Origin of the sequence: Kribbella sp. NPDC000426, from assembly GCF_040300265.1 — a bacterium.
Classification (GTDB): Bacteria; Actinomycetota; Actinomycetes; order Propionibacteriales; family Kribbellaceae; genus Kribbella.
Genome location: NZ_JBEPDK010000004.1, coordinates 496583 through 522972 on the forward strand (window position 1 = coordinate 496583; position 26390 = coordinate 522972).

Below are 26390 nucleotides of genomic sequence, written 5' to 3' on the forward strand. Positions count from 1 at the left end.
CAGGCGAGGATGGGGGCATGGAACTGCGACCGGCGACTGCCGCTGACCTCCCGTTTCTGATCGAGATGTTGCTCGAGGCGTGCAACTGGGACGGGACGCCTTGGTACGACGAGGTGAAGGTGCGGGCGGACGAGAACGCCTGGCGGTATCTCGCCGACTGGCCACGCGCGACGGACTTCGGTGTGGTCGCCGAGGCGGACGGCGTGCCGGCCGGGGCTGCTTGGGCCCGGTTGGTGCGGGGGTACGGGTACGTCGCGGACGACGTACCCGAGCTCACCCTGGGGGTCTCCCCCGCGCATCGGCGGCAGGGCGTGGCGCGGGCCGTGCTGTCGGAGCTGATCGCGCAGGCCCGCGCGGCGTCGTACAAGCGGCTGTCGTTGAGTGTTGATCCGGACAACCCGGCGCGCACGCTCTACGAGTCGCTCGGGTTCCTGAAGGTCGGCGTGGTCGGGACGTCGGACACCATGGTGCTCGACCTCTAGCCGAAACCGCGGACGCGGAACTGCATCACGCGGTACGGCCAGCCGTTGGCGGTGTTCCACTGGCTCACCGACAGATGCAGGTCCGACAACGTGGATCCGGGGATGACGTACCCGCCGTACAACTGCGCCACGTGGTTGTCGTCCTCGGAGCCCCAGTTGCCGCCGTAGATGAGGGTCTGGCGGTACGCCGTGTAGAGGTTCGACGTCGGTGTGTCCATGATCATGCCGTCGATGCGGTAGTCGCCGGCGTTGAACCAGGTCAGCACCCACTTGCCGCCGAGCGGACGCAGGCTCATCTCGCCGAAGCTCCCGGTCAGGATCGGCGTCGCCGGGTTGCCCCACGCCCACACCCCGTCGCGGTACCCCCAGGGCTCGTACGCCGCCGGGTTCGCGATCTGCTCGGCGCGGACACGCTTCAGGATGATCGGCTTGTCACGCTGGAAACCGGTCGAGTAGACGTACACGTACCCGTCGTTCCCGAGCCCCCAGGTGAGCAGCTGGAACAGTCCGCCGTCGATGTTCGGGTCGAACTTCGCGCCGGTGTGGTACCAGCTCGCACCCGAGTTGTCCGACCGCCAGATCTCGGTCCACACCACGTTGCCCAGCCCTTTGTTCACCATCGCGTGCAGGTACATCGACCCGCCGATCGTGATCACATCCGACGGCAGCACGGTCGAGAACGTCGGGTTGTCGTGCGGGTAGTCCCACAACTGCTGTGCCGCATCTCCCCCGACCGCGCCCGACCACTGCACCCCGCCGTTCAGGTCCGTCGTCGTGGACCACAACGCGACCGGCGACCGCCACCATCCCCCGCCGACCGTCGGCTGCTCGAACGTGTCGCCGAACATGAACAGCAACCGCCCGTCCGGCGTCCGCGCCGGAATGCCGAGATCGGTGGCCGCCATCCGGAACCGGTCGGTCAGACCCGGCCCGGTCAGATCGGCCACCTTGTTCGTCAGCACGGCCTGGCTGCCGGAGAACGCTCTGGACGGTACGGCGGCCAGCACGCCGGCGCCGAGTGCAGCACGGAGGAACGTCGATCGCTTCATCATCGCTATCTCCCAGGGGCGGTTGGAAGGACGGGAAATCGATTTCTGACTCTCCAGCAGCAGCGCTTCTCTGTCAAGGGTTGACCAGCACGGACGCCAGCTGGGTGAACTGCTTGCGCTGGGTCGCATTCAGCGCCTTGGTCAGCTCCGTGATCCGGCGGGTGATCTGCATTTCGCCCTGTTCGGCCAGGCGGCGACCGGCCGGCGTCAGGGCCACGAGTACGCCGCGACCGTCGTGCGGCGACGGGGTGCGCCGGACCAGGCCGCGCTTCTCCGCGCGTGAGACCAGCCCGGTGATCGAAGACTTGTCGAGCCCGAGGTGCCGGCCCAGCTCGAGCATGCCGGGCTCCCGGTCGCGGAGGATGCCGAGCAGCCGGATCTGGATGATCGACAGGTCGTGCTCGGCGCCCACCGCGGCGAGGATCCGCTGGACCTGGAACGACAGCTGCACGAGGGCGTCCACGGTGTTCATGCGCCGGAGTCTAGTTGACGTAGTACGTGGCGCAAACTATCGTCGCCAAGTAGTACGCGAGACAAACTACTTTGTGAGGTGCTTGATGTACGCAGCCGTGGTGCGGTCGTTCGACCAGCCGCCGACGTACGACGTGTTCCCCGAACCCGCCGGGCCCGATGCGGTCGAGACCGTCGTTGCCGCCGGCCTCCATCCGCGCGTGCGATCGGCCGCCAACGGGACGCACTACACGTCGGAGGGCGGGCTGCCGATGGTCCCCGGGATCGACGGCGTCGCCCGGACGGCCGACGGCGAGCTCCTGTACTTCGTTGCCGATGACAACGCGGTCGGCACGATGGCGGAGCGGGCGGCCGTGGATCGCCGGCGCGCCGTCGTCCTGCCTGCGGGCACCGACCCGGTGGCGGTCGCGGCCGGGATGAATCCGGCGATGTCGTCATGGATCGCACTCCGGCGACGCGCGAACTTCCACGGCGGGTCCGTGCTCGTCCTCGGCGCGACCGGCAACGCGGGACAACTCGCCGTACAGATCGCCGAACACCTGGGTGCGGCCAAGGTGATCGGCGCCGGCCGGGATTCCGAACGGTTGAAGCTGCTCACGACGCTGGGCGCCGATGAAGCGGTCACGCTCGACGCTGTCGCCGAGACAGCCGCAGACGTCGACGTAGTTCTCGACTACCTCTGGGGAGAGCCGACCGAGCAGGCGATGTCGGCCATCCTCCACGCGCGCTCCGACCGGGCCCAGCCGCTGACCTGGATCCAGATCGGCTCGATGGCCGCGCGCGAGCTGACGCTCCCGTCGTACCTGCTCCGGGCGGCAGCCCTCACCATCATCGGCAGCGGCCAGGGCTCGGTCTCCGGCCGCGACATCCTCGGCGAGCTGCCGGAGCTGGCGGCCCTCATCACGTCCGGCAGGCTGGCGATCAACCCGCGTGCGGTCCCGCTCGCCGACGTACAGCAGGCGTGGACCGCGCAGGCTGCGCCCGGCGAACGCGTCGTACTAGTCCCCTGAGCCGGTGGCCACCGGGCGGGTCGGGTCGGTGATCCACTCGGACCAGGAGCCGATGTAGACCTTCGACGCTAGACCGGCGGTTTCAAGAGCCAGGGCTTCGTGGGCGGCGGTAACGCCGGAGCCGCAGTAGACGGCGGTGTCGCCGTCGGTGGTGACGCCGAGCTTCTCGAAGCGGGCGCGGAGGTCGGCGGCAGGGAGGAAGCGGCCGGTCTCGTCGACGTTCGCGGTCGTCGGAGCGTTCGTGGCGCCGGGGATGTGACCGGCGACCGGGTCCATGGGCTCGACCTCACCGGCGAAGCGTTCCGGAGCGCGGGCGTCCAGCAGTACGCCCTTCGCGGCGACCTCGGCGGCACCGTCGGCGTCGAGGACGGGCAGGTGGCCGGGAGTTGCGGTGAACGTGCCGGCGCCGTCGGCGGGCGCTTCCACCGCCACCTCTCCCCCGGCGGCCCGCCAGGCGGCGAGTCCGCCGTCGAGGACGCGTACGTCGGTCAGCCCGAAGTAGCGGAAGATCCACCACGCGCGGGCGGCCGACATGGAGTTGGCGGCGTCGTACACGACGACCGGGGTGTCGGCCGAGGTGATGCCGAGGCGCCGGAACGTCGCGGTGACGGTGGTTGCGTCGGGCAACGGGTGGCGGCCGGGGCCGGGCGGTCCGGCGAGCTCGGTGTCGAGGTCGACGAAGTACGCGCCGGGCAGGTGGCCGGCGTCGTACGCCTCCTTGCCGGGCGGACCGGCGAGGTTCCACGTCACGTCCACCAGCACGGGCGACAGCGCGCGCAAGTCGTCGACGGTGATCAACGGGCTCATGAAGCAGCTCCTCCGAACGGCAGGACCTCTGGGGACAAGGTGGCGCGGGCGCGGGCCTGGGTGAGTCGGCGGCGGTGGTGCCGGCGGCACAGCACCTCGTAGGCCGGCTCGAGGTCGCGGGTCACCATGTCACCCACCACCAGCTGCTCGCCCTCGGTCACCATCTCCCCACCGATCGTACGGGCGTTGTGCGTGGCCCGTTCACCGCACCAGCACAACGCCTCGACCTGGAGCAGTTCCATCCGGTCGGCGAGCTCGACCAGCCGGGCCGAGCCCGGGAACAAGGTCGCCCGGAAGTCGGTCAGGATCCCGAAGCAGAACACGTCGATCTGCAGCTCGTCGACCAGCCGCGCCAGCTGCTCGATCTGCAGCGCGCTGTAGAACTGCGCCTCGTCGCACACCGCGTAGTCGATCCGTCCGCCCTGGGTGAGCTCGCTGACGACGTACTCCCAGAAGTCGAACTCGGGCCGCACCTCGACCGCCTCCGCGGACAGGCCGAGCCGGGACGAGAGCACCGAGTCCCCGGCGCGGTCGTGGCTGGTGAAGATCCGGCCGAGCCGTCCTCGCGCCTTGTGGTTGTGATCCATCTGGAGGGCCAGTGTCGACTTGCCACAGTCCATGGTCCCGGTGAAATAGAGGAGCTCAGCCACGGGCGATCATCCTGCCAAGTCAATGGTCCGCACCGCACGTCGGGGTGTGTCGTCGGGTGCGGCTTTGGTTCTGAGCCCCAGTGCGGTTTGAATGGATCGTGCGCAAAGCTCTGCTTGTCATCCTCGCGGCCTTCCTCACGGTCGCAACCGCCGCTCTGCCGGCCAGTGCGACGCCGGTCCGGGCCGAGGCGGGGCTGCGTGCGTACTTCGTGATCACCGCACCGAACCAGACCGGAAAGGTCACCGGCGCCGTCACGCAGAACGGCGGCACGGTCTACGCGACGTACGACACGATCGGGGTGATCGTGGCGCACTCGACCGCGCCCGACTTCGTCACGAAGATGCGCGACGTCGACGGTGTGCAGAAGGCCGGAGCGACGCGTACGACGGACCTCCCGGCCGATGTCGACAACCCGGCGATCCCGTCCGCGGTCCCGGAGACCGCGACGACCGCGCCGGAGACGGATCGCGCCGACATGACGCAGATCGGGGCCGACCGGGCCTGGCAGAAGAACCTGGGCTCGAAGAGCGTCACGGTCGGCGTGCTCGACACCGGCGTGGACGACCAGCACCCGGATCTGAAGGCGAACTTCGACGCGTCGAAGTCGGCGTCCTGCGCGTACGGCAAGGTCGACACCCGGCCAGGCGCGTGGCGTCCGGTCGGCGAGCACGGCACCCACGTCGCCGGCACGATCGCGGGCGCGAAGAACGGCGTCGGCATGATCGGCGTCGCGCCCGGCGTGAAGGTGTCGTCGATCCGGATCGCCGAGGCCGGCAACCAGCTGTTCTTCCCCGAGAACACGGTCTGCGCGTTCATGTTCGCCGCCGACAAGGGCGTCTCGGTGACCAACAACAGCTACTACGTCGACCCGTGGCTGTTCCTGTGCCCGAGCGACAAGGACCAGGACGCGATCGCCGAGGCCGTCCGCCGCGCCGTCGCGTACTCCGACAGCAAGGGCGTCGTGAACGTGGCCGCCGCGGGCAACGAGGACTACGACCTCGCGAACAAGACCGGCGACGACTCCAGCCCGGACGATTCGACCGCCGCGCCGCGGACCGTCACCAACGACTGCATCAGCCTGCCGACCGAGCTGCCTGACGTGATCGTCGTCGCCTCCGTCGACCCGACCAGCCTCAAGTCGCAGTTCTCGAACTTCGGCGTGAACAAGATCAACCTCGCCGCGCCGGGCGAGGACGTCTACTCGACGGTGCCCGGCGGCGGCTACAAGATCCTCGAGGGTACGTCGATGGCGTCGCCGCACGTCGCCGGAGTCGCGGCCCTGCTCCGGAGCATCGACCCCAAACTCACGACCGCCCAGGTGCGGGCCCGGCTCGCCCAGCAGGCCAACGACCTCGCCTGCCCGCCCGGTGCGACCGGCGAATGCGTCGGCCCGACAGCCAACAACTCGTTCTACGGCGAGGGTCTCGTCGACGCTGCCGAGGCGGTCGGCGCCGCGCCGGCGCAGCCGCAGGGCGCGATCGCGATCACCGAGCCGGGCGAGCAGCTCGGTGTCGGCGGCGTCCCCGCGGTCCCGCTGCTGATGAAGGGCACCGGCGGCTCGGGCGACATCAGCTACTCCGCGGCAGGCCTCCCGCCCGGCCTGTCGATCGACCCCGAACGCGGCTGGATCACCGGGGTCCTGACGCCCGGCTCGGGGCGCTACAAGGTCACCGTGATCGCCCGCGACGGCGAAGCGAAGACCGCGCAGACCAGCTTCTACTGGGACGTCTGGAGCTTCTAGCTACTGGCCGGCGTCGACGAGCAGCGGGATCTCCATCTCGTCGGCGGTCAGCGAGCCGTGCAATCCGATCAGGTTCGCCTCTTGAGCGTGCCGGCGTGATGCGACGAGCGCCACTGGACCCAACGACGCGACGATGACGTCACCGAGGCGCGGGGACACGCGGTCCTCGACCGGGCCGAACCAGCCGCGGGCTATCGCGTCTGCCCGCGACAGGACCAGCGCCTTGTCACCGAGCCGTTCGGTGTAGGTCGCGATGACATCGATCTCGGCGCCGGGCACGCAGTACAAGTGGCGGAAGCGGGACTCGCCGCCGACGACGCGGACGCCGTCGGTGAGGGCCGGCTCGAGGTCGACGTCCACGCGATTTTCCGGCGCGACGTCGATCATGCCGTGGTCAGCGACGACAAGCAGGACCGCGTCGCGCGGGAGGGCAGAGCGAACCTGTAAGGCGAAGTCGTCCGCCGCAGACAGCTCCTTCTGCCACTGCCAGGAGTCGCAGCCCTGCTGATGGCCGATGTAGTCGAGCTGCGAGTCGTACACGTAGACCAGCGACGACTTCCCTTCTCGACTCGCGAACCGGGTCGCGTCCAGCCGGTCCTCGACGGTGTCAGCTCCGCGGTGGGCACTCCCCCGGAACGCTGCGGCCGTCAGACCGGAGGAATCGAACCGCGCCTTGCTCACGTTGCGAGTCGCGACGCCGGCGGCAGCCGCCCGATCGAACACCGTGCCGTGCGGCTGCCAGCGTCGCGGGTCGACCGGGGCATCCCAGGCCAGCGCGTTCAGCAGGTCGCCGGTCTCCGGGACGATCGACGTGTAGCCGACGATGCCGTGCGCGCCGGGCGGCAGCCCTGTGCCGAGGCTCGTCAGGCTCACCGCGGTCGTCGACGGCACGCCCGCGGTCAGGCTCCGGCCGGCCGGGATCAGCGACGACAGGTACGGCGCGGCCTCGGCGTACCGCTGGAGCAGCCTCCACCCCAGGCCGTCGAGCAGGAGTACGGCGTACCGCGAGGCGACGGGCAGGCCGAGGACATTCGTCTCCCCCGGCACCGACAGCGCACCGGCCACCGACGGCAGCACGTCGGCGAGCGATCCGCCGCCGTACTGCGGGGACACCGGGACGATCACTTGTCGATCCCCGGTCTATCTGCTGGTCGCGAAGGACAGCGCCTTGGCGAACTCGAGCACCTGCTGGATCCCGGCCGGGCCGTCGGCCGCGGCGCTGATCCGCAGCGAGATGTCGTCGGCCGCGACCGAACCGGTGTAACCGTGGTCGGCCTCGCAGTTCGGGTCGGCGCAGACGGCCGGCTCGAGGTCGATCCGGTTGACCATGCCCCAGCCGATCGTCAGCACGACCTCACCGGCACCGGCCACCGCCGGGTCGGACTTGCCGGAGGCGTAGCCGGCCGGATTCGGAACTACGCGGTTCACGACCACGGCGTTCACGCGGTGCAGCGGGATCGCCTCGGTCGAGGTGGACGCATACGGCGCGCGGATCAGTTCGTCGGCGGCGTGCTCGTCGGTGTGGCCGACGATCAGCCGGCTCGGCGTCAGCGCCAGGATCGTGATGTGCCGCCGGACCTCGTCGCGGTCGAACGTCGGCTCGTGCTGCAGCACGTAGGCCCGGATCGGCTCGCCGGCGATCGCCACCTCGAGCGAATCCGTCACCACGTCGGGGTAGTAGCCGCACCGATCGATCGACTCGCGCAGGTCCGCGGATGCGTCCGCGAGCTCCGGTGCATTCAGGTCACGCATGCCCTCATCCTTGCACGATCGCGAGTCCGGGCGTTCCACCCTTGTGGACAACCACGCTCAGTTCGCACTCGCCTTCCGCAGCACCGGCGCACCGGCGGCGCCCGCGACCGCGACGAGGACCAGCCCGGCCACAACCTGCCCGATCAGCAGCAGGACGCCGGAGTTGCCCTCCGTGATGACTTTCCCGCCGCTCAGCGCGAGCCCGCAGAGGGCTCCGAACCCGACGACCGGCAGCCCGACCCCGATCACCGGCACGACCGCCGCTACCCGAGCAGACCGCTCAATCACCTTCAGCGGTACGCCGGACCGCCGCAGCGCTCGCGCCGGAGCCGCCTGGTCAAGCGCAGTACCAACCGCGCCGGCTGCTGTCGAAGCTGCCACCGTCAGGAAGACCAGCGAGAGCAGGAGCGCCACACCGATCCGCATGTCGTGGAAGCTCGGGTCATCGTCACCAGGCGGCATGAAGACCGAGATGAACCCAGTGACGAAGCCGGACAGCACCAGCGCCGCCACCGGTCGGAAAGCACCCTTCGGGTCGTCGACAAGCCGCCGGCCAGCCAGCAACGTCACAGGTCCGTTTGCCAGGTTGGCCATCGTCTTGCCGACCACCTGCACCGCGAACGGTCCGATGATGCGTACGGCGAGCGCAGCGAACCCGACTCCGATCAGCAAGGGCAGGAGGGCAGCCTGCATCCCGTAGTAGGCCAGGATCAGCGGACCGATCACCAGCAGGCCGATGCGCAGCACGCTGACGCCCTTGCGAGTCTGACCGCGGACAACGCCCAGCGGGGTGATGCTGACACGGCCCAGGCCGATCAGTGCGCTCACCACTGACAGGACGGGTACTGCGACCAGTACGACGAGGACTGTCCACCAGTTGACGGTGATGTCACCGACGTACCAGCGTCCGCCCCCGAGCGGGATGCGGGCGATGAGCGGGCTCAGGACCGTGTAGCCGACCAGTCCGATGACTGCACCGGCCAGAGCGAGGACAGCTTGTTCCACTGCGCTCAGCCAGAGGACCTGCGTTCGTGTGGCCCCAGCGAGGCGGAGCGCAGCCAGTCTGTGTTCGCGGCGCTTGGCTGCGACACCGGCTGCCTGGCCGACGAGGCTGAGGATCGGGAACAACACGAGAGTGATGCCGAAGGCCACTGCGATCAGCAGACCGAGCATGCGGCTGTCCCAGACCTTCTCGTGCCAACTACTCACGTACTGCGGGTGCTCGTCGGCCGGGATCGTTTGGACACCGTGGATGACGATGAACTCCTCCGGCGAGGACAGGCCCCTCGCGCTGATCACACCCGTCGGCTGCGCAACGCCGTACTTCGTGCTCAGGCTGGACCAGTGTTTGGCGACCTCGGGCGAGACGAAGACCTCGCCCGGCTTCGGAGTGTGGTCGAGGCCGGGTGGCGGCGGGAGTTGGTTGGGCTTGAGAGTCGCCAGGTCGAGCACGGTCATCCGATGGCCGTCGACGCGCTGGTCGTCGTCAAGATTCAGCGCCCCGATCGCGGTAGCCGGGTCGGCCTTGTCCCCGCTGCGCCAGCCGATGCGCTCCGACCGGTGCGACAGTCCGAGTGAACCTGCGATCAGGAAGGTCACCAGCAATGCGACCACCGCGGTCGCACCGAGCGCGGCCATGTTGGCGGCCCGTCCGCCAGGCCCCGGTCGACGGACGAACCGCAGCCCGAGATCCGTCATCGGATTCATCGCACAACCCCGCTTCCGAGCGGGCCGCCGGGGAGCGGGCCGACGCCCGGTGCATCGCCGACGCGGCCGTCGACGATGTGCAGGGCTCGATGGCAGCGGGCGGCGACGGCGTTGTCATGTGTGACAACCACGACCGCCGCGCCACGGTAGGTGGCAGCTCCGACCAAGAGGTCGATGACCTGGGAGCCGGTGGCCGCGTCCAGCGCGCCGGTCGGTTCGTCGGCGAACACCACCTGTGGTTCGCCGACCAGAGCACGGGCGATCGCAACTCGTTGGGCCTGGCCTCCGGACAGCTCACCCGGACGACGGCCGACCTCAGCCGCCAGCCCGACCTGGGCGAGCATGTTCCGTGCCCGGCCGATCGCGTCCCGTCGACTGAGGCCGTCCACCATCAACGGGAGCGCGACGTTCTCGTCCGCGGGCAACTCGGCCAGCAGCTGGTTGTCCTGGAACACGAACCCGAGCCGACGCCGCCGCAGTACCGTCCGCGCGGCGTCGTTCAGCTGGTCCACTCGTTCACCGGCGAGCCACACCTCGCCCTGGTCCGGGGTGAGGATCCCGGCCAGCACATGCAGCAGGGTGGTCTTGCCGTTGCCGCTCGGGCCCATGACCGCGAGCGCTTCGCCGGACCGGACGGCGACGTCGACGCCGGCCAGGCCGACCACGCTGCCGTAGTACTTGACCAGGCCGTGACCGGAGAGCACGACCTGCGACTGGGGACTCTGGAAGTTCATAGCCCAGAGCCTTCCGCGAACGGCGCCCGAGATCGTCGGCCCGCAGACCGGTCTTGGCGTCACCTTCCGACGCCTTTCGGCGGGCCGGCGTACGACCTCAGTCGTACATCAGTCGGTCCGGAACGCCGACGGATACGCGTCGCGGTAGCTCGGGATCGTGCCGCCTGGCGTCTCGACCGACTCGGCGTTCAGCATCGCGTGCACGATGGCCCGCGACAGCGTGCGCGCACCGGCCGCGTAGAGCGTCTCGAGCTGCCCGAGCGCCATCGGATCGGTGACGCTCAGCCGGGGCCGGTCGTCGTCGGCGACCCGGGTCGACAAGGCGAAGATGCTGTCGCCGTCGACGAGCGTGTGGATCGGATCGATCGCCCGTGCCAGCCCGTCGTGCGCGATCATCGCCATCCGCTTCGTCGCCGCCTTGTCCAGCGGTACGTCGGTGGCCAGCACCGCAATGACGGTGTTCATCGACGGGCCCGGGATCAGGTTGCGGCCGGGCGCGGCCGGTGGCGGCGGCTCGACCGGCGTCCGCAGGTGGCCGAACTCGTCGCCGATCCCGAAGCGGGCGCCGTACAGGTTGCCGTCGGCGTCGACCGTGGAGCCGGCCGCGTTGACGATCACCAGGGCGCCGACCGTCGTACCGTCGTCGAGCCGGACGCTGGCCGACCCGACGCCGCCCTTCAACGAGCGGGCCCGGGCTCCGGCCCCCGCGCCGTGGTTGCCCAGGGCAACCGGTCCGTCGGTGGCGGCGGCGATCGCGTCCGCGCCCCAGGACGGCTCCGGCCGGGCTTTGAAGTCGCCGCCGCGGGCGAGGTCGAAGATCACCGCGGCCGGCACGATCGGCACCACGTCGTACTCGCCCTGGCCGACGCGGACGCCCTCGCCGCGCTCCTCCAGCCAGCGCATCACGCTGCCGGCCGTGTCGAGACCGAACGCGCTCCCCCCGGTCAGCACGATCGCGTTCACGCCGCCGTTCGAGTTCACCGGCGAAAGCAGATCGGTCTCGCGGGTGCCGGGCGCTCCGCCGCGGACGTCGACACCGGCGACAGCGGTCGTCGGCACGTGGACGACCGTCGTACCGGTCAGGTACGGCGCGTCCACGCGCTCCACCTGGCCGACAAGGACTCCGGGGACATCGGTGATCGCGTTGTGCGGGCCATGCTGCATGCTGCGGATCATAATCGGGTTGCGGTCATCGTTAGCGTGAAATGCATGAACGCCGATCAGCTCTGTGGTCTGCTGGCCGAACCGTCGAGATTGCGGACGTACTCCGCGATCGTCCTCGGCGCCTCCACTCCCGAGCAGGTTGCCGGGAGCACCGGACTGCCCGCGCCGGTCGTGGTGAAGGCACTGCGGCGGCTGACCAAGGGCGGGCTGATCGAGGCGAGTCGCGACGGGTTCACCGCGGACGAGGCCGCGTTCAAGGATGCGGTTCGGGAGAGCCGCCCGGAGCGCGTGCCGCTCGACCCGGATCCGGCCCGCGACAACGTGCTCAGGTCGTTCATCCGCGACGGTCGGCTCACCCACTTCCCGACGTTCCCGGACAAGTTCCGGATCGTGCTCGAGTACCTCGTCCAGACGTTCGAGGTCGGGCGGTCCTACCCCGAGACCGAGGTCAACGAACTACTGAACCGCTGGCACCCGGACCACGCCGCCCTCCGACGACGCCTGGTCGACGCGCGCCTGCTCGACCGCCAGAACAGCATCTACACCCGGCCCCTTCCATAGCCCTCCCAACCGCGCCCCGTTTGATGGGTTAACCCATCCCGTTGCGGGTTCCCCACCGGTTCCCGGGGTCGGTAACCCACCACGCCGTGGGTTAACCCATCCCGCGGTGGTGAGGCGGCGCGAGAGCGAGCCGGGCGGGGCGCGGGTGGGTGGGGCGCGGGAGAGCGGGGAGGGGTGGGTTACGTCAGGCGGCGGGCCGGGGTGTCCTGACGGGGCTTCTCGTTCGGAGCGATGCGGACGCGGGTGTCGAGGACGCAGGCGCCCTCGGCGGAGACCAGGACCGAGCGCAGGTCGAGGCGGACGACCTCCTCGAGGTCGAGCGTGAGCCGTGAGACCCGGTGCAGCAGGTCCTCGATCGCGGAGATGTCGACCGGGTCCGAGCCGCGGTACCCGTACAGCAGCGGCGACGCCTTCACCTCGCGCACCATCTCCGCGGCGTCCCGCGTGGTCAGCGGCGGCATCCGGTACGACCGGTCGCCGAGCAGGTCCGTCGCCACCCCGGACAACCCGAACGTGACAACCGGCCCGAACGACACGTCCTCGATCGTCGAGATCACCACCGGCACCCCCGGCGGCGCCATCTTCTGTACGACGAACTGGGCCCGCCCCGGATCCGACGCGACGCCGAACGTCTGGGTCATCTCCGCCCAGGCCGCCCGCATGTCCTCCTCGTCGTGGATGTGCCGCCAGATGTCGGCCAGGTCCGGCCGCATCCGCCACTGCTCCGCGGTCGCCTTCAGGATCACCTCGAACCCGAGATCCGCGGCCCGGTCGACCGCCTCGTCAGCGCTCAGCACCGGGAACGCCGGCAGCACCGTGATCCCGTAGAAGCTCAGCAACCGCTGGCGGTCCGCCTCGTCCAGATCGGCGCCACCGGGATGCCGCTGGAGGAACTCCGCGACGAAGTCCTCTCCCCCGTCGGTGTCCACCTCCGGCAGGTCCGGGATCCGGCTGTCGGAGCGCTTGCGCCACTCGGCGTACTGCGTCGCCTTCGCGAGCGCACCCACGGCGTACTGCGGGTTGAGGAACGACGGGATCGATCCGCGCGCCGCACCGCCGTCCTCGTCGGGGACGCGGAGCTCGGCGGGCACGCTGCGCGAGGCGAGGAACGTCGACACCACGGGCTTGTCCGATCCGGCGGCGGCGGCCGCCAGGACCTGTGCGACCTCTCCGCCGTGGGCCTGCACCGGCGGCGTGTAGATGACCACGACCGAGTGCACGCGATCGTCGGCGAACACCTCGGCCAGGGCGCCGCCGAAGTCCGAAGCGGTCGCGTCGGCACTCAGGTTGCGCGGGTCGCCGGCCTGTTCGAGACCGCAGCTGGCCATCGTATCGAGAGCGAGCAGGGTCAGCGCGTCGGAGTTCGAGACGATCGCGACCCGGCGGCCCCTCGGCAGCGGCTGGTGGGCGAGCAACTGGGCGACGTCGAACAGCTCACCGGTGGTGTCCACCCCGATCAGCCCGCTCTGCCGGAACATCGACTCGATCGTTGCTGGCGGCAACTTGCTGCGCCGGATCATCTGCCCGACCGGAACCCCTTGGGTGGCCCGGCCGGACTTCAGCGCGATCACCGGCTTGCGCCCGGCCAGCCGGCGGGAGACCCGGCTGAACTTGCGCGGGTTGCCGAGCGATTCGAGGTACAGCAGGACGACCTCGGTGGCCTCGTCGGAGTACCAGAACTGCATCAGGTCGTTGCCCGAGACATCGGCCCGGTTGCCGGCCGAGACGAAGCTCGACAGGCCGAGGCCACGACCGACCATATCGGCCAGGATCGGCACTCCGAGCGCGCCGGACTGGCAGAAGAACGCGACCCGGCCCTTGCTCGGCATCAGCGGTGAGAGCGTCGCGTTCAGCGAGACGCCGGCCGCGGTGTTGATCAGGCCGAGCGCGTTCGGGCCGATGACGCGCATGCCGTACGAGCGCGCGAGCCCGACCAGGTGCCGCTGCCGCTTCCGCCCTTCGTCACCGATCTCGGCGAAACCGCTCGACACCACGACCAGCCCGCGCACGCCCTTGGCCGCGCAGTCCAGGACCACATCCGCGACCATCTCCGCCTTGACCGCGACCACGGCCAGGTCGACCGTGTCGCCGACCTCGCGGATCGTCGGGTACGCCGGGACGCCCTCGATCTCGTCGGCCTTGGTGTCGGTGTTGACGGCGTACAACCGGCCCGGGAACCCGCCGTCGCGGAGGTTGCGGAGCAGCGCGTTGCCGATCGTGCCCTCGCGCCGGCTGGCGCCGATCACAGCGACCGACGAGGGCGTCAGCAGCCGTGCGATCGAGAGTGCCTCCGACCGCTGCTCGCGGGCCTGCATCACGCCGAACGAGGTGTCGGTCGGCGCGATGTCGAACTCCACCACGATCACGCCGTCCTCGAACTCGCGGGCGACCTTGTAGCCGGCCTCGGCGAAGACCGTGATCATCTTGCGGTTGTCCGGCAGCACCTCGGCGACGAACCGGTGGATCCCGTTCTCCCGGGCCGCCTGCGCCAGGTGCTCGAGGAACAACTGCCCCAGGCCGCGGCCCTGGTGCGCGTCCTCGATCAGGAACGCGACCTCCGCCGTACGGCGTCCGGTCCGCTCGTACCGGCCGACGCCGATCATCTCGTCACCGACCGTGACGATCAGTGCGAGCCGGTCGTGGTAGTCGACCGTGGTGAACCTCGTCACGTCCCGCTCGGACAGTTGCGGGTACGGCGCGAAGAACCGGTAGTACTTCGACTGCTCGGACACCCGGGCGTAGAACGACACCAGTAGATCCGCGTCCGAGGGCGTGATCGGGCGCAGATGCGCGGTCGCGCCGTCCCGCAGGACGACATCGGCCTCGTACTCCGCCGGATAGCCGTCCGGCAGCTCGTGGTCATACTGGCCCTTGGTCATGGGGCCTCCCGGTCTGGACTGAGGAGCGCAGGGAGCGCAGCGACCGGAGCGACGAGGGAAGACCGGGAGCAACAGCCCCATGACCCGCCGCGACGGAGTCGTGGCATCAATAGAGTCACCCGGCAAGCGTACTCAAACAGTCACCTGAGAGGTCGTGAATATTGGTCGAGCGGATCGCGCCGGTGCTGGTCTTCCTGATCGCGGTGACCGTCATCGCCGAGCTGGCCGACCAGGCCAAGGTGTTCGACGTCGCGGCGCGGGAGGCCGCGCACCTCGCCCGCGGCCGGGTCTGGCGGCTGTGGCTGCTGGTCGTCGCACTCGCCACCGGCCTCACAATCGTGCTGTCGCTGGACACCTGCGCGGTGCTTCTGACGCCGGTCGTGCTGTCGATGGCCCGGCAGCTCCAGATCCCGCCGAAGCTGTTCGCGTTCACCACCGTCTGGCTGGCCGGTACGGCGTCGTTGCTGCTGCCCGTGTCCAATCTCACCAACCTCCTGGCGCTCCACCAGTTCCGCCAGTTGGACACGTCGTTCATCTCGGTCAGCTGGCGCCCGGCGATCGCGTCGATCCTGATCACGGTCGTCGTCCTCGCCGCCCTCTTCCATCGCGACCTGCGGCGGACGTACGCCGTACCGGCCACGCCGCCGGTCGAGGACAAGGTGCTGTTCTGGGGTTCGGCGGGCGTGTGCGTGCTGATGGGGCCAGCGTTCGTCTCAGGTGTCGAGGTCGCCTACCCCGCCACCGCCGGTGCGCTCATCCTCGTCGTCCTGTTCGCCATCCGCCGCCGGAGCGTCCTGCGTTGGTCACTGCTCCCCTACAAGCTGGTCATCACCGTCATCGTGCTGTTCACGGTGGTCGGGTTTCTCAGTGACCACGGGCTCGAGAACCTGCTCAGACACATCGCCGGCACCACCTCGAACCTCCGCCTGAGCGCCACCGCCGCGGTCGGGGCGAACCTCTTCGACAACCTGCCGGCGTACCTGGCCATGGAGCCGGTCGCCTCGAACAGTCCGCACCGGATGATGGCGCTGCTGATCGGCGTCAACTGCGGGTGCCTGCTCACCCTGTGGGGCTCACTCGCCACCCTGCTCTGGCGGGCCCGCTGCGACGCCGCCCGCGTCGACATCTCGTGGTGGTCGTTCCTGTGGCGCGGTCTCATCCTCACGCCACTCGTTGTGACAGGAGCTGTTCTCGCCCTGAATGGGTAATGTGCGCGACATGGCGACGGAGCAGAGCACCTCGGCGGTGACGCGGGAGTTCCGGGAGGCCCGGGACTTCCTGGTGGCGCATCGCGACGACTACGAGACGGCGTACCGGGACTTCAGTTGGCCCGCGCTGGAGCGGTTCAACTGGGCGCACGACTGGTTCGACGCGCTCGCGGTCGAGCAGCCCGAGGTGGCCGCACTGACGATCGTCGAGGAGGACGGCCAGGTCACCTCCCGGACGTACTCGGAGATGGCCGGACGGTCCCGCCAGGTGGCCGGCTGGCTCACCGAGGCAGGCCTGAAACCGGGCGATCGCGTGCTGATCGTGCTCGGCAACCAGGTCGAGCTCTGGGAGACCATGCTCGGCTGCATCCGCGCCGGGGCGGTGATGATCCCCGCGACCACCCTGCTCACCGACGCCGACCTCGCCGACCGCATCTCCCGCGGCAATGTCCGCGCTGTCGTCACCAGCGGTGCCGACGCCGGCCGGTACGCCGGGATCGCGGACCACTGCATCCGCGTCGCGGTCGGCGCTCCGGCCGAGGGCTGGTTGTCCTACGCCGACACCGAGAGCTACGACGGTCCGGTCCCCGAGGTCGACACCGCTGCGGACGACTCGCTCCTGCTCTACTTCACGTCCGGTACGACGAGTCAGCCGAAGCTGGTGGAGCACACGCAGGTCAGCTACCCGCTGGGCCACCTGTCGACGATGTACTGGATCGGTCTGCAGCCCGGCGACGTACACCTCAACGTGTCGTCACCCGGCTGGGCGAAGCACTCGTGGAGCAACGTGTTCGCGCCGTGGAACGCCGGTGCGACGGTCTTCCTGTACAACTACACGCGCTTCAACGCCGAGCGGATGCTGCAGGTGCTCCAGGAGTACGGCGTGACCACGTTCTGCGCCCCGCCGACCGTGTGGCGGATGCTGATCCAGGCCGACCTGTCCGCGGTCGACGTACAGATCCGCGAATGCATCTCGGCCGGCGAGCCGCTCAACCCCGAGGTGATCGAGCAGGTCCGCAACGCCTGGGACATCACCATCCGGGACGGGTACGGCCAGACCGAGACGACCGCACAGATCGGCAACACCCCCGGTCAGCCGGTGAAGCTCGGCTCGATGGGCCGCCCGCTGCCCGGGTACAGCATCGCGCTGATCGATCCGGCGACCGATGTGATCGGCGACGACGGTGAGATCTGCATCGAGCTGGCGCCCGCGCCGGTCCCGTTGATGCGCGGTTACCGCGACGCGGACGAGCTGACCGCAGAGGTCATGCGGAACGGGTACTACCACACCGGCGACGTCGCGAGCCGGGACGAGGACGGCTACATCACGTACGTCGGACGCTCGGACGACGTGTTCAAGGCCAGCGACTACCGGATCTCGCCGTTCGAGCTGGAGTCGGTGCTGATCGAGCACCCGGCGGTCGCCGAGGCCGCCGTCGTACCGTCGCCGGACCCGGTGCGGCTCGCGGTGCCGAAGGCGTACGTCGTCCTCGCGGCGGGGCACGAGCCGTCGCGGGAGCTGGCCGGGGAGATCCTGGCGTTCTGCCGCGAGCACCTGGCGCCGTACAAGCGGATCCGCCGGCTCGAGTTCGCCGAGCTGCCGAAGACCATCTCCGGCAAGATCCGCCGCGTCGAGCTCCGCGCCGACGAGGCGGCAAAGGTCGACAGCGGCGCCGGCAACACCTACGACGAGGCCGACTTCAAGTAACCAGGCTCCGGTCCCGCCTGCCGGACGGGCGTACGGTTTGCTCATGAGCGACGACAAGACCATCAGCAGCCGCATCAACGACCTGGTTGCCGAGGAGAAGGATCTTCGGTCCAAGCACGCTGCCGGCGAGATCAGCGACACCGACGAGCACGCCCGGCTGAAGGCCGTCGAGATCGAGCTGGACCAGTGCTGGGACCTGCTCCGCCAGCGGCGTGCCCGCCGTGAGTTCGGTGAGAACCCCGACGACGCGCAGGCCCGCTCGGCCGACACCGTCGAGGGCTACCTCAACTAGAAACCTCAGCTAGAAACCGCGCAGTTTCCGCGGGGTGATCCGGATCAGGACCGAGTACGACGCATGGAACTGATCCGGAGTCATCCCGAGACCGGCGATGTCCTCGGCGTACTTCGCGTTGTACGCCGCGAGCTCGGCACCGCCGATCGGTGCGCTCTCGATCACCGCGGTGCCGGTGATGACGCCGACGTCTCCCCCGGTGTGCGTCGCGTTGAAGTTCAGGCTGACCTGCGGGTGGGCGGCGATGTTGCGCAGCTTGGCCTTGTCCGGCTCGCTGCCGATCAGCAGCTCGTTCTCGTGCCAGAGGAACCACACCGGCGTCGGGGCCGGGGTGCCTGAGGGGGCGACGGTGGTCAGCCAGACGACGCGTTCGTCGTCGAGTTGCCGTGCGATCCGCTTACCGAAGCCGGTGGAGGTGTCGATCGTGAACATCAGAACCTTTCAGAGCGCCGGTCCGAGACGCCCCCACTCGATCGCCGGGCAGTGGTTCATCACCATCGTGAGTCCCGCCGCGGTCGTCCGGTCGTAGGCGTCCTGATCAACTACGTCGAGTTGGAACCACACCGCCTTAGCGTTGATTCCCACCGCCTGGTCCGCGATGTCGCCGGCCAGGTCGGAGTTCACGAAGACGTCCACGCAGTCGACCGGGAACGGGATGTCCGCGAGCTTCGCGTACCCCTGCTCGCCGTGCACGGTCTCCGCGGACGGATGCACGGGCACGATCCGCTTGCCGTGACTCTGCAGGAAGCGCGCCACGCCGTACGCCGCCCGGCTGGTGTTGTTCGACAGCCCGACCACGGCCCAGGTCTCGCAGTCGGCCAGGATCTTCCGGATCGCTTCGTCCATCATCAGCCTCTCAGGTAGGTCAGCACCGCGGATACGCGCCGGTCCAGCCCCTCTTCCAACCGCAGCTTGGCGAAAATGTTTCCCACGTGCTTGCGGACCGCGGCCTCGCTCACCACCAGTTGCTCCGCGATCGACGAGTTCACCCGGCCCTCGGCCATCAGCGCGAGCACCTCGAGTTCACGCGGCGTGAGCGCGGCCAGCGGCCCGTCGTTGCGCCGCCGTGCGAGCAGCTGACGAACAACCTCCGGGTCGACCACGGTCCCGCCGTCCGCGACCCGGTCCAGCGACTCGAGGAACTCCGTGACGTGCCCGACGCGGTCCTTCAGCAGGTAGCCGATCCCGCCGGTCGTTGTCTCCAGCAACGACGAGAGGTACGCGTCGGCGACGTACTGCGAGAGCACCAGGATCCCGATCGCCGGCAGCTCGGCCCGGATCGCCGCCGCCGCACGCAGCCCCTCGTCGGAGTGGCCGGGCGGCATCCGTACGTCGGTGATCACGACGTCCGGCGGCTCCTTGCGGACGACTGCCAGCAGCGTGTCCGCGTCACCTACAGAGTCCCGTACGTCGTGCCCGGCGCGATCCAGAATGCTGGCCAGCCCCTCCCGCAACAGCAGCGAGTCCTCGGCCAGCACAATGGACAGTCGACGGCTCAGTCGCCGAGTCGGCACGGGCACTCCATCCTCAGTCGGGTCGGCCCACCGGGTGGGCTGTCGACGTCGAGTGTGCCGCCCAAGGCGTCCAATCGCGTCACCAGCCCGGTGAGTCCGGTCCCCGCACCGAGACGTGCGCCGCCGATCCCGTCGTCCTGGATCGTGATCACCAGCCGCTCACGATCCACCCAGCCGGACACGTCGCACTTGGTCGCCTGCGCGTGCTTGGCGACGTTGGCGAGCGCCTCGGACACCACGAAGTACGCCGCGGCCTCGATCGGCGGCGGCAACCGCGTCGTGGACAGCTGCACCGTCACCGCCAGTGGCATCCGGTCGGCCACCTCCCGGACGGCGGCCTCCAGCCCATGATCGACGAGCACCCGGGGATGGATCCCACGTACGGCGGCCCGCAGATCGGCCAGCGCCGCCTCCGCCTCGGAATGCGCCTTCACCACCAGCCGCCGCCCCTCGCCGTCGGGCAGATCCAGCTCGGCCAGCCCGAGCGTCATCGTCAGCCCGACCAGCCGCTGTTGTACGCCGTCGTGCAGGTGCCGCTCGATCCGTGCCCGCTCGGTCTCGAACGCGTCGACCAGATCGAGCCTCGATCGCCGGAGCTCGGCGAGGTTGCGCTGCAGCTCCTCCTGCCGCGGCCCGAGCATCGCCTTCGCGAGCGAGGCCTCGGCACCGGCGATGACGCCGAGCAGGTACGAGCTGAACGCGTAGAACACCGGCCCGAACAGGACCAGGAAGACGAGCCCTTCCCCGGCCGAGTCGAGCGTCCACGGCCCCATCCCCATCTCGTCGGTGTCGGCGATGATCGGAGCGGCCAGGGTGGTCAGCAGGATCGTCGCGCTGACCCCGGCGAACAATGCACTGAGCGGCCAGATCAGGACGCCGAGCACGAAGCCGTACCCGAGCGCCCGCATCGATGCCTGCTCGCGCCGGCGGAAAGCCAGCCGCTGTTTGAGCGACAGTGCCATCGGCAGCTTCGCGTGCGGGGTGCTGATGCCGTCCACCAGCATCAGTCCGGCCCGCCAGCGCTCCATCCAGCCGATCGCCGCACCGATCAGCGGGAACGCCGTCAGCATCAGGATGCCGATCAGGATCGGGCTGAGGACCGCGCTGAGCGCAGCCAGGCCGACCAGTACGCAGATCGCCAGCGCACCGACCGGCACGGACGTGAAGAGGTAGGCGTAGCTACGCCAGGGCCACGACGAGATCAGGTAGCGCGGCGACGCCAACGCTGCCCACGCCGTCTTGGGACTCTCCACGGTTTCAACCCTAGAGGGGCCTAAGCCCGCGGGACGGTAGCGTGCGCGCTACTCCAGGTCTCCACCATGGGCCAGGGCTTCGTGGCCGCTTCCACGGTTGCCTGGTTCCATGACCGCTACCGCGCCCTCGTACCCGACCGTCGCGCCGATCGAGCCGCCCGCGTTGCTGCTGGACGGCATCACCAAGACGTACCGCTCCAAGGCCGGTGCGGTCGACGCACTGCGCGGAGTGACGTACCACTTCGCCCGCGGCTCGTTCACCGCTGTCATGGGCCCGTCCGGCTCCGGCAAGTCGACGCTGCTGCAGTGCGCCGCCGGACTCGACCAGCCGACCACGGGCACCGTCGTACTCAACGGGGTGACGCTGAGTGGGCTGAGCGAGGTCGAGTTGACCAAGCTGCGCCGGGCGGAGATGGGGTTCGTGTTCCAGGCCTACAACCTGCTGCCGTCGCTGACCGTCTACGACAACGTCGCACTGCCGCTCCGGTTGACCGGACGCAGGCCGTCGCGGAACGACGTACACCGGGTGCTGGACCAGGTCGGACTGGACGGCAAGGCGAAGCGGAGGCCCGCGGAGCTGTCCGGTGGTCAGCAGCAACGAGTGGCGATCGCGCGAGCATTGATCACTCAGCCGTCGGTGTTCTTCGCCGACGAGCCGACCGGCGCTCTGGACAGCGGCACCAGCCGGCAGATCCTCGGGCTGTTGCGAGACGCGACCGACCGCGCCGGCCAGACCGTCGTCATGGTCACCCACGACCCGGTCGCCGCGGCGTACGCCGAGCGGGTGCTGTTCCTGTCCGACGGGCTGCTCGCGGGGCACCTCGACCGCGCCACGCCGACGCAGATTGCCGCGGCTATGAGCGATCTGGAGCAGCGGTGATGTTCTTCCTGAGCCGTCAGACCGTCAGCCGCCACCGGTCGTTGTACGCCGGTTCGTTCGTTGCGCTCGCGGTCGGAGTGTTCCTGCTCGGGCTGGCAGCCACCGCGACGGCAGCCACGATCGCGTACCGCGGGCCGGCCGCTTCAGCTATCACCGTGACCACGCTGGGCGGCGACGGCGCTGCGCCTCGACAGGTCCGGGTGCCGTTCTCCGACGACGTCTCCGGGCTGCAGGTCGTGCTGAACATGGTCGGGGCGATCAGCGGGTTCATCACGATCTTCGTGATCGCCAGCACGTTCGCGTTCGCGGTGGCGTCGCGGCGGCGGGAGATCGGGCTGCTGCGGCTGATCGGTGCGACTCCGCGCCAGATCCGCCGAATGGTGCTCGGCGAGGCACTGGTCGTGGCACTGGCCGCGTCACTCACCGGTGCGCTCGCGGCTCAGCTCGCGACTCCGCTGCTGCTGGCCAAGGCGTCGTACACCGAGCTCGCGCCGGTGAAACTCGAGCCGGCGTCGCCGTGGGTGCCGCTGTCGATTGCTGTCGCGGCCGGGCTGTTGGTGGCGATGCTCGGGGCGCGGTCGGCCGCCCGACGGGCTGGGCGGGTCGGCCCGATCGATGCGTTGCGGGAGGCTGCGCTCGAACCGCCGCGGATCGGGCCGGTCAGGATCGTCTTCGGCCTGTTGTTCATGGGCGGCGCGATCACGATGCTGACGCTGATCCGGCCGTCGACCGGCGACGGCGCCGTACCGCTGGCGATGTTCACGCCGATGGTGATGGTGATCGCGCTGACGCTGCTCGCACCGCTGGTGGTGCCGCTCGTCGGGCGCCTGTGGTCGGTGCCGTTGGTCGCGTGGACCGAGGTGTCCGGGCGGCTGGCGCGGAGCAATGTGGTGGCGGCGCCGCGCCGCAGCGCCTCGCTGGCGGCCCCGATCCTCGCGATCTCGGCCGTCGCGGGCTCGATGGTGCTGAGCCTGAGTTTCGCGGCGGACAGCGCCGCGGCCACCATCCGGGACGCCGTCCGCGCCCCGATCGTCGTCACGGGAGGCACTCCGGTGTCGGCACCCGGGGGCCTGCCGCCGGGCGTCGCTGCCGTTGACGCCGCAGTGCCGATCCAACTGGTGCGGATCGACCGTGACGACGCTGAGCTGGAGGATGCCGAAGGAATCGACCCGGCCGTCGCAGTCAGGACCCGGGATCTCACGCCGCTGGCCGGTGACGTCCGGGATCTGACCGGGAACACCGTGGTTATCGGCAAGGAGATGTCGGGGTTCGAGGGGTACAAGGTCGGCGACGAGATCCCGCTGGTGTTCGTCGATCGGACGCCGGTGAAGCTGCGGGTGGTGGCGATCGTGAAGGACGCGTTCGGCGTGAACTCGTCGTTGCTCATCCCGCGCGAACTCGCCCGTCAGCACGCGCCGAAGGCGGAGCCCGAGCGGCAGTTCGTGCTGCCCGCGGAGGGTGTCGATCCCGCGACCCTCGTGAAGCAGTTGCCGAATGCGCAGCTGGCCGCGGACTGGGAGGCCGGCCAGGCGGACGGCGTACGGAAGGGCAACCAGCTCGGCCTGGTCCTGCTGCTCGGTCCGGCCGGGCTGTACAGCGCGATCGCGATCGCCAACACGCTGCTGATGGGCAGTCTGCAGCGGCGGCACGAGTTCATCACCTCCCGGCTGCTCGGCGCGACGCCGGCGCAGATCCGGCGGATGGTGCTGTGGGAGTCGTCGCTGGTCGGGGCGGTTGCGCTGAGTCTCGGTACGGCGATCACGGTGACGGTCGGGATCCTGATCCGGCACGCGATGAACGCCGGGCTGGCCGACGTGCCGTTCACGGTTCCGTGGGGCGTGCTGCTGGGCATCGGCGGACTTTGTCTGATCCTGGCGGTAGGGTCCGCTCTGGCCCCGACCACGTACATCCTGCGCCGGTCACAGCCCTCCGCAGTCATGGACTAGTCCGGTACGGCGGAGACGATTGGCGCAAGGGTGGGTCGTGAGCACAGAAAAGGCTGTTGACCAGGGACAATGGTGGGGCGCCGGACCGTCGCGGCGTCGTACCGGTTTGATCGAGGAGCTCGTAGACCCGCATGGCACGCCGTACCAGCACCGCCGAACCCGAAGACTTCGAGGAGCGCATCCTCGACATCGACGTCTCCGACGAGATGCGTACCAGCTATCTGGAGTACGCCTACTCGGTGATCTACGCCCGGGCCCTGCCCGACGCGCGGGACGGGCTCAAACCGGTGCAGCGGCGGATCCTGTTCTCGATGGCGGAGAACAACATCCGCCCCGACCGCTCGCACGTGAAATGCGCCCGCGTCGTCGGTGAGGTCATGGGTAAGTACCACCCGCACGGCGACGGCGCGATCTACGACGCCCTGGTCCGGACCGGCCAGTCCTGGTCGATGCGGGTGCCGCTGATCGACCCGCACGGCAACTTCGGCTCGCTCGACGACGGCCCGGCCGCGATGCGGTACACCGAGTGCCGGATGGCGCCGCCGGCGATGGCGATGACGGCCGGCCTGGACGAGAACGTCGTCGACTTCAAGCCGAACTACGACGGCCAGGAGCAGGAGCCGGGGGTACTCCCGGCCGCCTTCCCGAACCTGCTGGTCAACGGCGCCACCGGGATCGCAGTCGGCATGGCGACCAACATGGCCCCGCACAACCTGGTCGAGGTGATCCAGGCGCTGCGGCACCTGATCAAGACGCCGACCGCCGACATCGACGACCTGATGCGGTTCGTGCCCGGCCCGGACCTGCCCACCGGCGGCAAGATCGTCGGCCTCGAGGGCATCAAGGACGCGTACGCGACCGGCCGCGGCAGCTTCAAGATGCGCGCCACCGCCCGGATCGAGAACGTCACCCCGCGCCGCAAGGGCATCGTGGTCACCGAGCTGCCGTACGCCGTCGGCCCGGAGAAGGTGATCGAGAAGATCAAGACGCTGGTCCAGGCGAAGAAGCTGCAGGGCATCGCCGACGTCAAGGACCTGACCGACCGGACCCACGGCACCCAGCTGGTGATCGAGGTCAAGAACGGGTTCGTCCCCGAGGCGCTGCTCGAGCAGCTCTACAAGTTGACCCCGCTCGAGGACGCGTTCCACGTCAACAACGTCTGCCTGGTCGAGGGCCAGCCGCGGACGCTCGGCCTCAAGCAGCTCCTCGAGGTCTACCTCGACCACCGGTACGACGTGGTCCGCCGGCGCAGCGAGTTCCGCCGGAAGAAGGCGCAGGACCGGCTGCACATCGTCGAGGGCATGCTGATCGCGATCCTCGACATCGACGAGGTCATCCAGATCATCCGCAGCAGCGAGGACTCGGCCGAGGCACGGTCCCGGCTGATCGAGATCTACGACCTGTCCGAGATCCAGGCGAACTACATCCTGGACATGCCGCTGCGCCGGCTGACGAAGTACTCCAAGCTCGAGCTGGAGACCGAGAAGGGCGAGCTGGAGCGCGAGATCGAGGCGCTGACCGCGATCATCGAGGACCCGAAGCTACTGCAGAAGACGGTGTCCGACGAGCTCGCCGAGATCGCCAAGACCTACGGCACCCCGCGCCGGACGGTGCTGCTGGAGTCCTCCGGCGCGACCAAGACGGCCGCCGTGCCACTCGAGGTCAGCGACGACCCCTGCTGGATCCTGATGAGCTCGACCGGGCTGCTGGCCCGGACGAACGGGGTCGAGCCGTTCGGCGGCGGTGAGGCGCGCGCGAAGCACGACGCGATCGTCTCCGCGATCAAGAGCACCGCCCGCGGACAGTACGGCCTGGTCACCAGCGCCGGCCGGCTGATCCGGCTGGAGTCGCTCGACCTTCCCGCCGTACCGACGACTGCCGCCGCGCCCAACTTGCAGGGGGGCGCGCCGATCGCGGAGTTCGTGTCGCTGGAGCCGGGTGAGAAGGCGCTCGCGCTGACCACGATGGACCCGGAATCGGTCGGTGTCGCTCTGGGTACGACAGGCGGCGTGGTGAAGCGGGTCGTGCCGGACCACCTGAGCAACCGTGACTCGTGGGAGATCGTCGGGCTGAAGGAAGGCGACGAGGTCATCGGCGCGGTCGAGCTGACCACGGGCGACGAGGAGCTGTGCTTCATCACGTCCGACGCGCAACTGCTGCACTTCCCGGCGTCCGCAGTACGGCCGCAGGGACGGACGGCGGGCGGTATGGCCGGTGTGCGGTTGGCCGCGAAGGCGAAGGTCGTGTTCTTCGGGGCGGTCGACACGGGCCGGGAGGCGCAGGTCGTCACGATCGCAGGCTCGTCGTCGGCCCTGCCGGGGACCGAGGTCGGTGCGGTCAAGGTGACGCCGTTCAGCGAGTACCCGGGCAAGGGCCGCGGGACGGGCGGTGTGCGCTGCCAGCGGCTGCTGAAGGGCGAGGACGGGCTGCTGCTCGGCTTCGTCGGTGCGGCGCCGGTGAAGGCCAGTGCGAGCAGCGGCGCTCCGGTGGACCTGCCGCCGGTCGACCCGCGCCGGGACGGCTCCGGCGTGCCGGTCGCGCAGCCGATCGCTGCGTGCGCTGCTGATCTGGCAGGCTGATC

The 26390-nt window shown here is 69.6% G+C and carries 24 protein-coding genes; 10 read left to right on the forward strand and 14 right to left on the reverse strand.

The annotated features are described in order from the left end of the window. Positions 1-17 precede the first annotated feature (17 nt). A complete protein-coding gene (locus ABT313_RS21615; RefSeq protein ID WP_350856498.1) occupies positions 18-482 on the forward strand; it encodes a GNAT family N-acetyltransferase in 465 nt (154 codons plus the stop codon). Here the strand turns inward: ABT313_RS21615 and ABT313_RS21620 are convergent. Beyond that, complete coding sequence (locus tag ABT313_RS21620; protein ID WP_350856501.1) at positions 479-1534, reverse strand: glycoside hydrolase family 183 protein; 1056 nt, start codon at positions 1532-1534, stop codon at positions 479-481. The genes ABT313_RS21615 and ABT313_RS21620 overlap by 4 nt on opposite strands. A 70-nt stretch (positions 1535-1604) precedes the next feature. Then, a complete protein-coding gene (locus ABT313_RS21625) occupies positions 1605-2003 on the reverse strand; it encodes a MarR family winged helix-turn-helix transcriptional regulator (RefSeq protein ID WP_350856504.1) in 399 nt (132 codons plus the stop codon). 85 nt (positions 2004-2088) lie between these two features. Between ABT313_RS21625 and ABT313_RS21630 the strand changes: the two genes are divergently transcribed. Next, positions 2089-3012 (forward strand): zinc-binding dehydrogenase, encoded by a 924-nt coding sequence (locus ABT313_RS21630; protein WP_350856507.1) that lies wholly within the window; start codon positions 2089-2091, stop codon positions 3010-3012. On the opposite strand, the gene ABT313_RS21635 is transcribed toward ABT313_RS21630, so the two are convergent. Together ABT313_RS21635 and ABT313_RS21640 are read right to left on the reverse strand one after the other, a co-directional pair. Next, positions 3001-3819: a sulfurtransferase gene (locus ABT313_RS21635; protein ID WP_350856509.1), complete on the reverse strand. Its 819-nt coding sequence runs from the start codon at positions 3817-3819 to the stop codon at positions 3001-3003. The two genes, ABT313_RS21630 and ABT313_RS21635, sit on opposite strands and share 12 nt — an antisense overlap. Then, positions 3816-4469: a thymidine kinase gene (locus ABT313_RS21640; protein ID WP_350856512.1), complete on the reverse strand. Its 654-nt coding sequence runs from the start codon at positions 4467-4469 to the stop codon at positions 3816-3818. The genes ABT313_RS21635 and ABT313_RS21640 overlap by 4 nt, the downstream gene beginning before the upstream one ends. 98 nt (positions 4470-4567) lie before the next feature. On the opposite strand from ABT313_RS21640, the gene ABT313_RS21645 reads away from it, so the two are divergent. Beyond that, positions 4568-6211: a S8 family peptidase gene (locus ABT313_RS21645; RefSeq protein WP_350856515.1), complete on the forward strand. Its 1644-nt coding sequence runs from the start codon at positions 4568-4570 to the stop codon at positions 6209-6211. On the opposite strand, the gene ABT313_RS21650 is transcribed toward ABT313_RS21645, so the two are convergent. From ABT313_RS21650 to ABT313_RS21670, 5 genes are all read right to left on the reverse strand, one after another. Then, positions 6212-7336 (reverse strand): alkaline phosphatase family protein, encoded by a 1125-nt coding sequence (locus ABT313_RS21650; RefSeq protein ID WP_350856518.1) that lies wholly within the window; start codon positions 7334-7336, stop codon positions 6212-6214. A gap of 15 nt (positions 7337-7351) precedes the next feature. Then, complete coding sequence (locus ABT313_RS21655; protein ID WP_350856521.1) at positions 7352-7963, reverse strand: DUF5998 family protein; 612 nt, start codon at positions 7961-7963, stop codon at positions 7352-7354. Positions 7964-8020: 57 nt separating this feature from the next. Next, positions 8021-9670: an FtsX-like permease family protein gene (locus ABT313_RS21660; protein WP_350856524.1), complete on the reverse strand. Its 1650-nt coding sequence runs from the start codon at positions 9668-9670 to the stop codon at positions 8021-8023. Further along, positions 9667-10404, reverse strand: coding sequence for an ABC transporter ATP-binding protein (locus ABT313_RS21665; RefSeq protein WP_350856527.1), 738 nt, complete (start codon positions 10402-10404; stop codon positions 9667-9669). Before ABT313_RS21665 ends, ABT313_RS21660 begins: the two co-directional genes overlap by 4 nt. A 108-nt stretch (positions 10405-10512) precedes the next feature. Continuing rightward, the gene (locus ABT313_RS21670; protein ID WP_350856530.1) at positions 10513-11568 is read right to left on the reverse strand and encodes a P1 family peptidase; all 1056 of its coding nucleotides are present in this window, start codon (positions 11566-11568) and stop codon (positions 10513-10515) included. A gap of 45 nt (positions 11569-11613) precedes the next feature. On the opposite strand from ABT313_RS21670, the gene ABT313_RS21675 reads away from it, so the two are divergent. Continuing rightward, positions 11614-12129 (forward strand): DUF2087 domain-containing protein, encoded by a 516-nt coding sequence (locus tag ABT313_RS21675; protein ID WP_350856533.1) that lies wholly within the window; start codon positions 11614-11616, stop codon positions 12127-12129. 179 nt (positions 12130-12308) lie between these two features. Here ABT313_RS21675 and ABT313_RS21680 read toward each other — a convergent pair whose 3' ends face one another. Next, on the reverse strand, positions 12309-15008 hold the full coding sequence (locus ABT313_RS21680) for a bifunctional acetate--CoA ligase family protein/GNAT family N-acetyltransferase (RefSeq protein WP_350856536.1): 2700 nt from the start codon (positions 15006-15008) through the stop codon (positions 12309-12311). 161 nt (positions 15009-15169) lie between these two features. Between ABT313_RS21680 and ABT313_RS21685 the strand changes: the two genes are divergently transcribed. The 3 genes from ABT313_RS21685 to ABT313_RS21695 are packed head-to-tail and all read left to right on the forward strand — an operon-like array spanning position 15170 to position 18216. Beyond that, positions 15170-16216 (forward strand): ArsB/NhaD family transporter, encoded by a 1047-nt coding sequence (locus tag ABT313_RS21685; protein WP_350856538.1) that lies wholly within the window; start codon positions 15170-15172, stop codon positions 16214-16216. A 10-nt stretch (positions 16217-16226) separates the two neighbouring features. After that, entirely contained in the window at positions 16227-17924 is a 1698-nt protein-coding gene (locus tag ABT313_RS21690) for an AMP-binding protein (protein WP_350856541.1), read from the forward strand. Between the two features lie 43 nt (positions 17925-17967). After that, positions 17968-18216: a DUF2630 family protein gene (locus ABT313_RS21695; protein ID WP_350856544.1), complete on the forward strand. Its 249-nt coding sequence runs from the start codon at positions 17968-17970 to the stop codon at positions 18214-18216. Between the two features lie 9 nt (positions 18217-18225). Here ABT313_RS21695 and ABT313_RS21700 read toward each other — a convergent pair whose 3' ends face one another. The 4 genes from ABT313_RS21700 to ABT313_RS21715 are packed head-to-tail and all read right to left on the reverse strand — an operon-like array spanning position 18226 to position 20983. Next, positions 18226-18648 (reverse strand): TIGR03667 family PPOX class F420-dependent oxidoreductase, encoded by a 423-nt coding sequence (locus ABT313_RS21700; protein WP_350856547.1) that lies wholly within the window; start codon positions 18646-18648, stop codon positions 18226-18228. Positions 18649-18657: 9 nt separating this feature from the next. After that, positions 18658-19062 carry a CoA-binding protein gene (locus ABT313_RS21705; protein ID WP_350856550.1) on the reverse strand — a complete coding sequence of 135 codons (405 nt, stop codon included), beginning with the start codon at positions 19060-19062 and terminating at the stop codon, positions 18658-18660. Positions 19063-19064: 2 nt separating this feature from the next. Next, positions 19065-19730 carry a LuxR C-terminal-related transcriptional regulator gene (locus ABT313_RS21710; RefSeq protein WP_350856553.1) on the reverse strand — a complete coding sequence of 222 codons (666 nt, stop codon included), beginning with the start codon at positions 19728-19730 and terminating at the stop codon, positions 19065-19067. Beyond that, positions 19712-20983: a sensor histidine kinase gene (locus ABT313_RS21715; protein ID WP_350856556.1), complete on the reverse strand. Its 1272-nt coding sequence runs from the start codon at positions 20981-20983 to the stop codon at positions 19712-19714. Before ABT313_RS21715 ends, ABT313_RS21710 begins: the two co-directional genes overlap by 19 nt. 109 nt (positions 20984-21092) lie before the next feature. Here ABT313_RS21715 and ABT313_RS21720 point away from each other — a divergent pair, with 109 nt between their 5' ends. The 3 genes from ABT313_RS21720 to ABT313_RS21730 all read left to right on the forward strand — a co-directional run bounded on the left by ABT313_RS21720 (position 21093) and on the right by ABT313_RS21730 (position 26388). Continuing rightward, positions 21093-21863, forward strand: a complete 771-nt coding sequence (locus ABT313_RS21720) for an ABC transporter ATP-binding protein (RefSeq protein ID WP_350856559.1) — start codon at positions 21093-21095, stop codon at positions 21861-21863. Next, the gene (locus ABT313_RS21725; protein WP_350856562.1) at positions 21863-23809 is read left to right on the forward strand and encodes an FtsX-like permease family protein; all 1947 of its coding nucleotides are present in this window, start codon (positions 21863-21865) and stop codon (positions 23807-23809) included. Before ABT313_RS21720 ends, ABT313_RS21725 begins: the two co-directional genes overlap by 1 nt. 131 nt (positions 23810-23940) lie before the next feature. Continuing rightward, positions 23941-26388 (forward strand): DNA gyrase/topoisomerase IV subunit A, encoded by a 2448-nt coding sequence (locus tag ABT313_RS21730; protein WP_350856565.1) that lies wholly within the window; start codon positions 23941-23943, stop codon positions 26386-26388. The last annotated feature ends 2 nt before the right edge of the window (positions 26389-26390 follow it).

What these genes read in the sequence shown, in the direction of transcription:
- ABT313_RS21615 (WP_350856498.1), top strand. Translation starts at nt 18, where the DNA reads ATGGAACTGCGACCGGCGACTGCCGCTGACCTCCCGTTTCTGATCGAG.
- ABT313_RS21620 (WP_350856501.1), bottom strand. Translation starts at nt 1,534, where the DNA reads ATGATGAAGCGATCGACGTTCCTCCGTGCTGCACTCGGCGCCGGCGTG.
- ABT313_RS21625 (WP_350856504.1), bottom strand. Translation starts at nt 2,003, where the DNA reads ATGAACACCGTGGACGCCCTCGTGCAGCTGTCGTTCCAGGTCCAGCGG.
- ABT313_RS21630 (WP_350856507.1), top strand. Translation starts at nt 2,089, where the DNA reads ATGTACGCAGCCGTGGTGCGGTCGTTCGACCAGCCGCCGACGTACGAC.
- ABT313_RS21635 (WP_350856509.1), bottom strand. Translation starts at nt 3,819, where the DNA reads ATGAGCCCGTTGATCACCGTCGACGACTTGCGCGCGCTGTCGCCCGTG.
- ABT313_RS21655 (WP_350856521.1), bottom strand. Translation starts at nt 7,963, where the DNA reads ATGCGTGACCTGAATGCACCGGAGCTCGCGGACGCATCCGCGGACCTG.
- ABT313_RS21660 (WP_350856524.1), bottom strand. Translation starts at nt 9,670, where the DNA reads ATGAATCCGATGACGGATCTCGGGCTGCGGTTCGTCCGTCGACCGGGG.
- ABT313_RS21665 (WP_350856527.1), bottom strand. Translation starts at nt 10,404, where the DNA reads ATGAACTTCCAGAGTCCCCAGTCGCAGGTCGTGCTCTCCGGTCACGGC.
- ABT313_RS21670 (WP_350856530.1), bottom strand. Translation starts at nt 11,568, where the DNA reads ATGCAGCATGGCCCGCACAACGCGATCACCGATGTCCCCGGAGTCCTT.
- ABT313_RS21675 (WP_350856533.1), top strand. Translation starts at nt 11,614, where the DNA reads ATGAACGCCGATCAGCTCTGTGGTCTGCTGGCCGAACCGTCGAGATTG.
- ABT313_RS21680 (WP_350856536.1), bottom strand. Translation starts at nt 15,008, where the DNA reads ATGACCAAGGGCCAGTATGACCACGAGCTGCCGGACGGCTATCCGGCG.
- ABT313_RS21690 (WP_350856541.1), top strand. Translation starts at nt 16,227, where the DNA reads ATGGCGACGGAGCAGAGCACCTCGGCGGTGACGCGGGAGTTCCGGGAG.
- ABT313_RS21695 (WP_350856544.1), top strand. Translation starts at nt 17,968, where the DNA reads ATGAGCGACGACAAGACCATCAGCAGCCGCATCAACGACCTGGTTGCC.
- ABT313_RS21700 (WP_350856547.1), bottom strand. Translation starts at nt 18,648, where the DNA reads ATGTTCACGATCGACACCTCCACCGGCTTCGGTAAGCGGATCGCACGG.
- ABT313_RS21705 (WP_350856550.1), bottom strand. Translation starts at nt 19,062, where the DNA reads ATGGACGAAGCGATCCGGAAGATCCTGGCCGACTGCGAGACCTGGGCC.
- ABT313_RS21720 (WP_350856559.1), top strand. Translation starts at nt 21,093, where the DNA reads ATGACCGCTACCGCGCCCTCGTACCCGACCGTCGCGCCGATCGAGCCG.
- ABT313_RS21725 (WP_350856562.1), top strand. Translation starts at nt 21,863, where the DNA reads ATGTTCTTCCTGAGCCGTCAGACCGTCAGCCGCCACCGGTCGTTGTAC.
- ABT313_RS21730 (WP_350856565.1), top strand. Translation starts at nt 23,941, where the DNA reads ATGGCACGCCGTACCAGCACCGCCGAACCCGAAGACTTCGAGGAGCGC.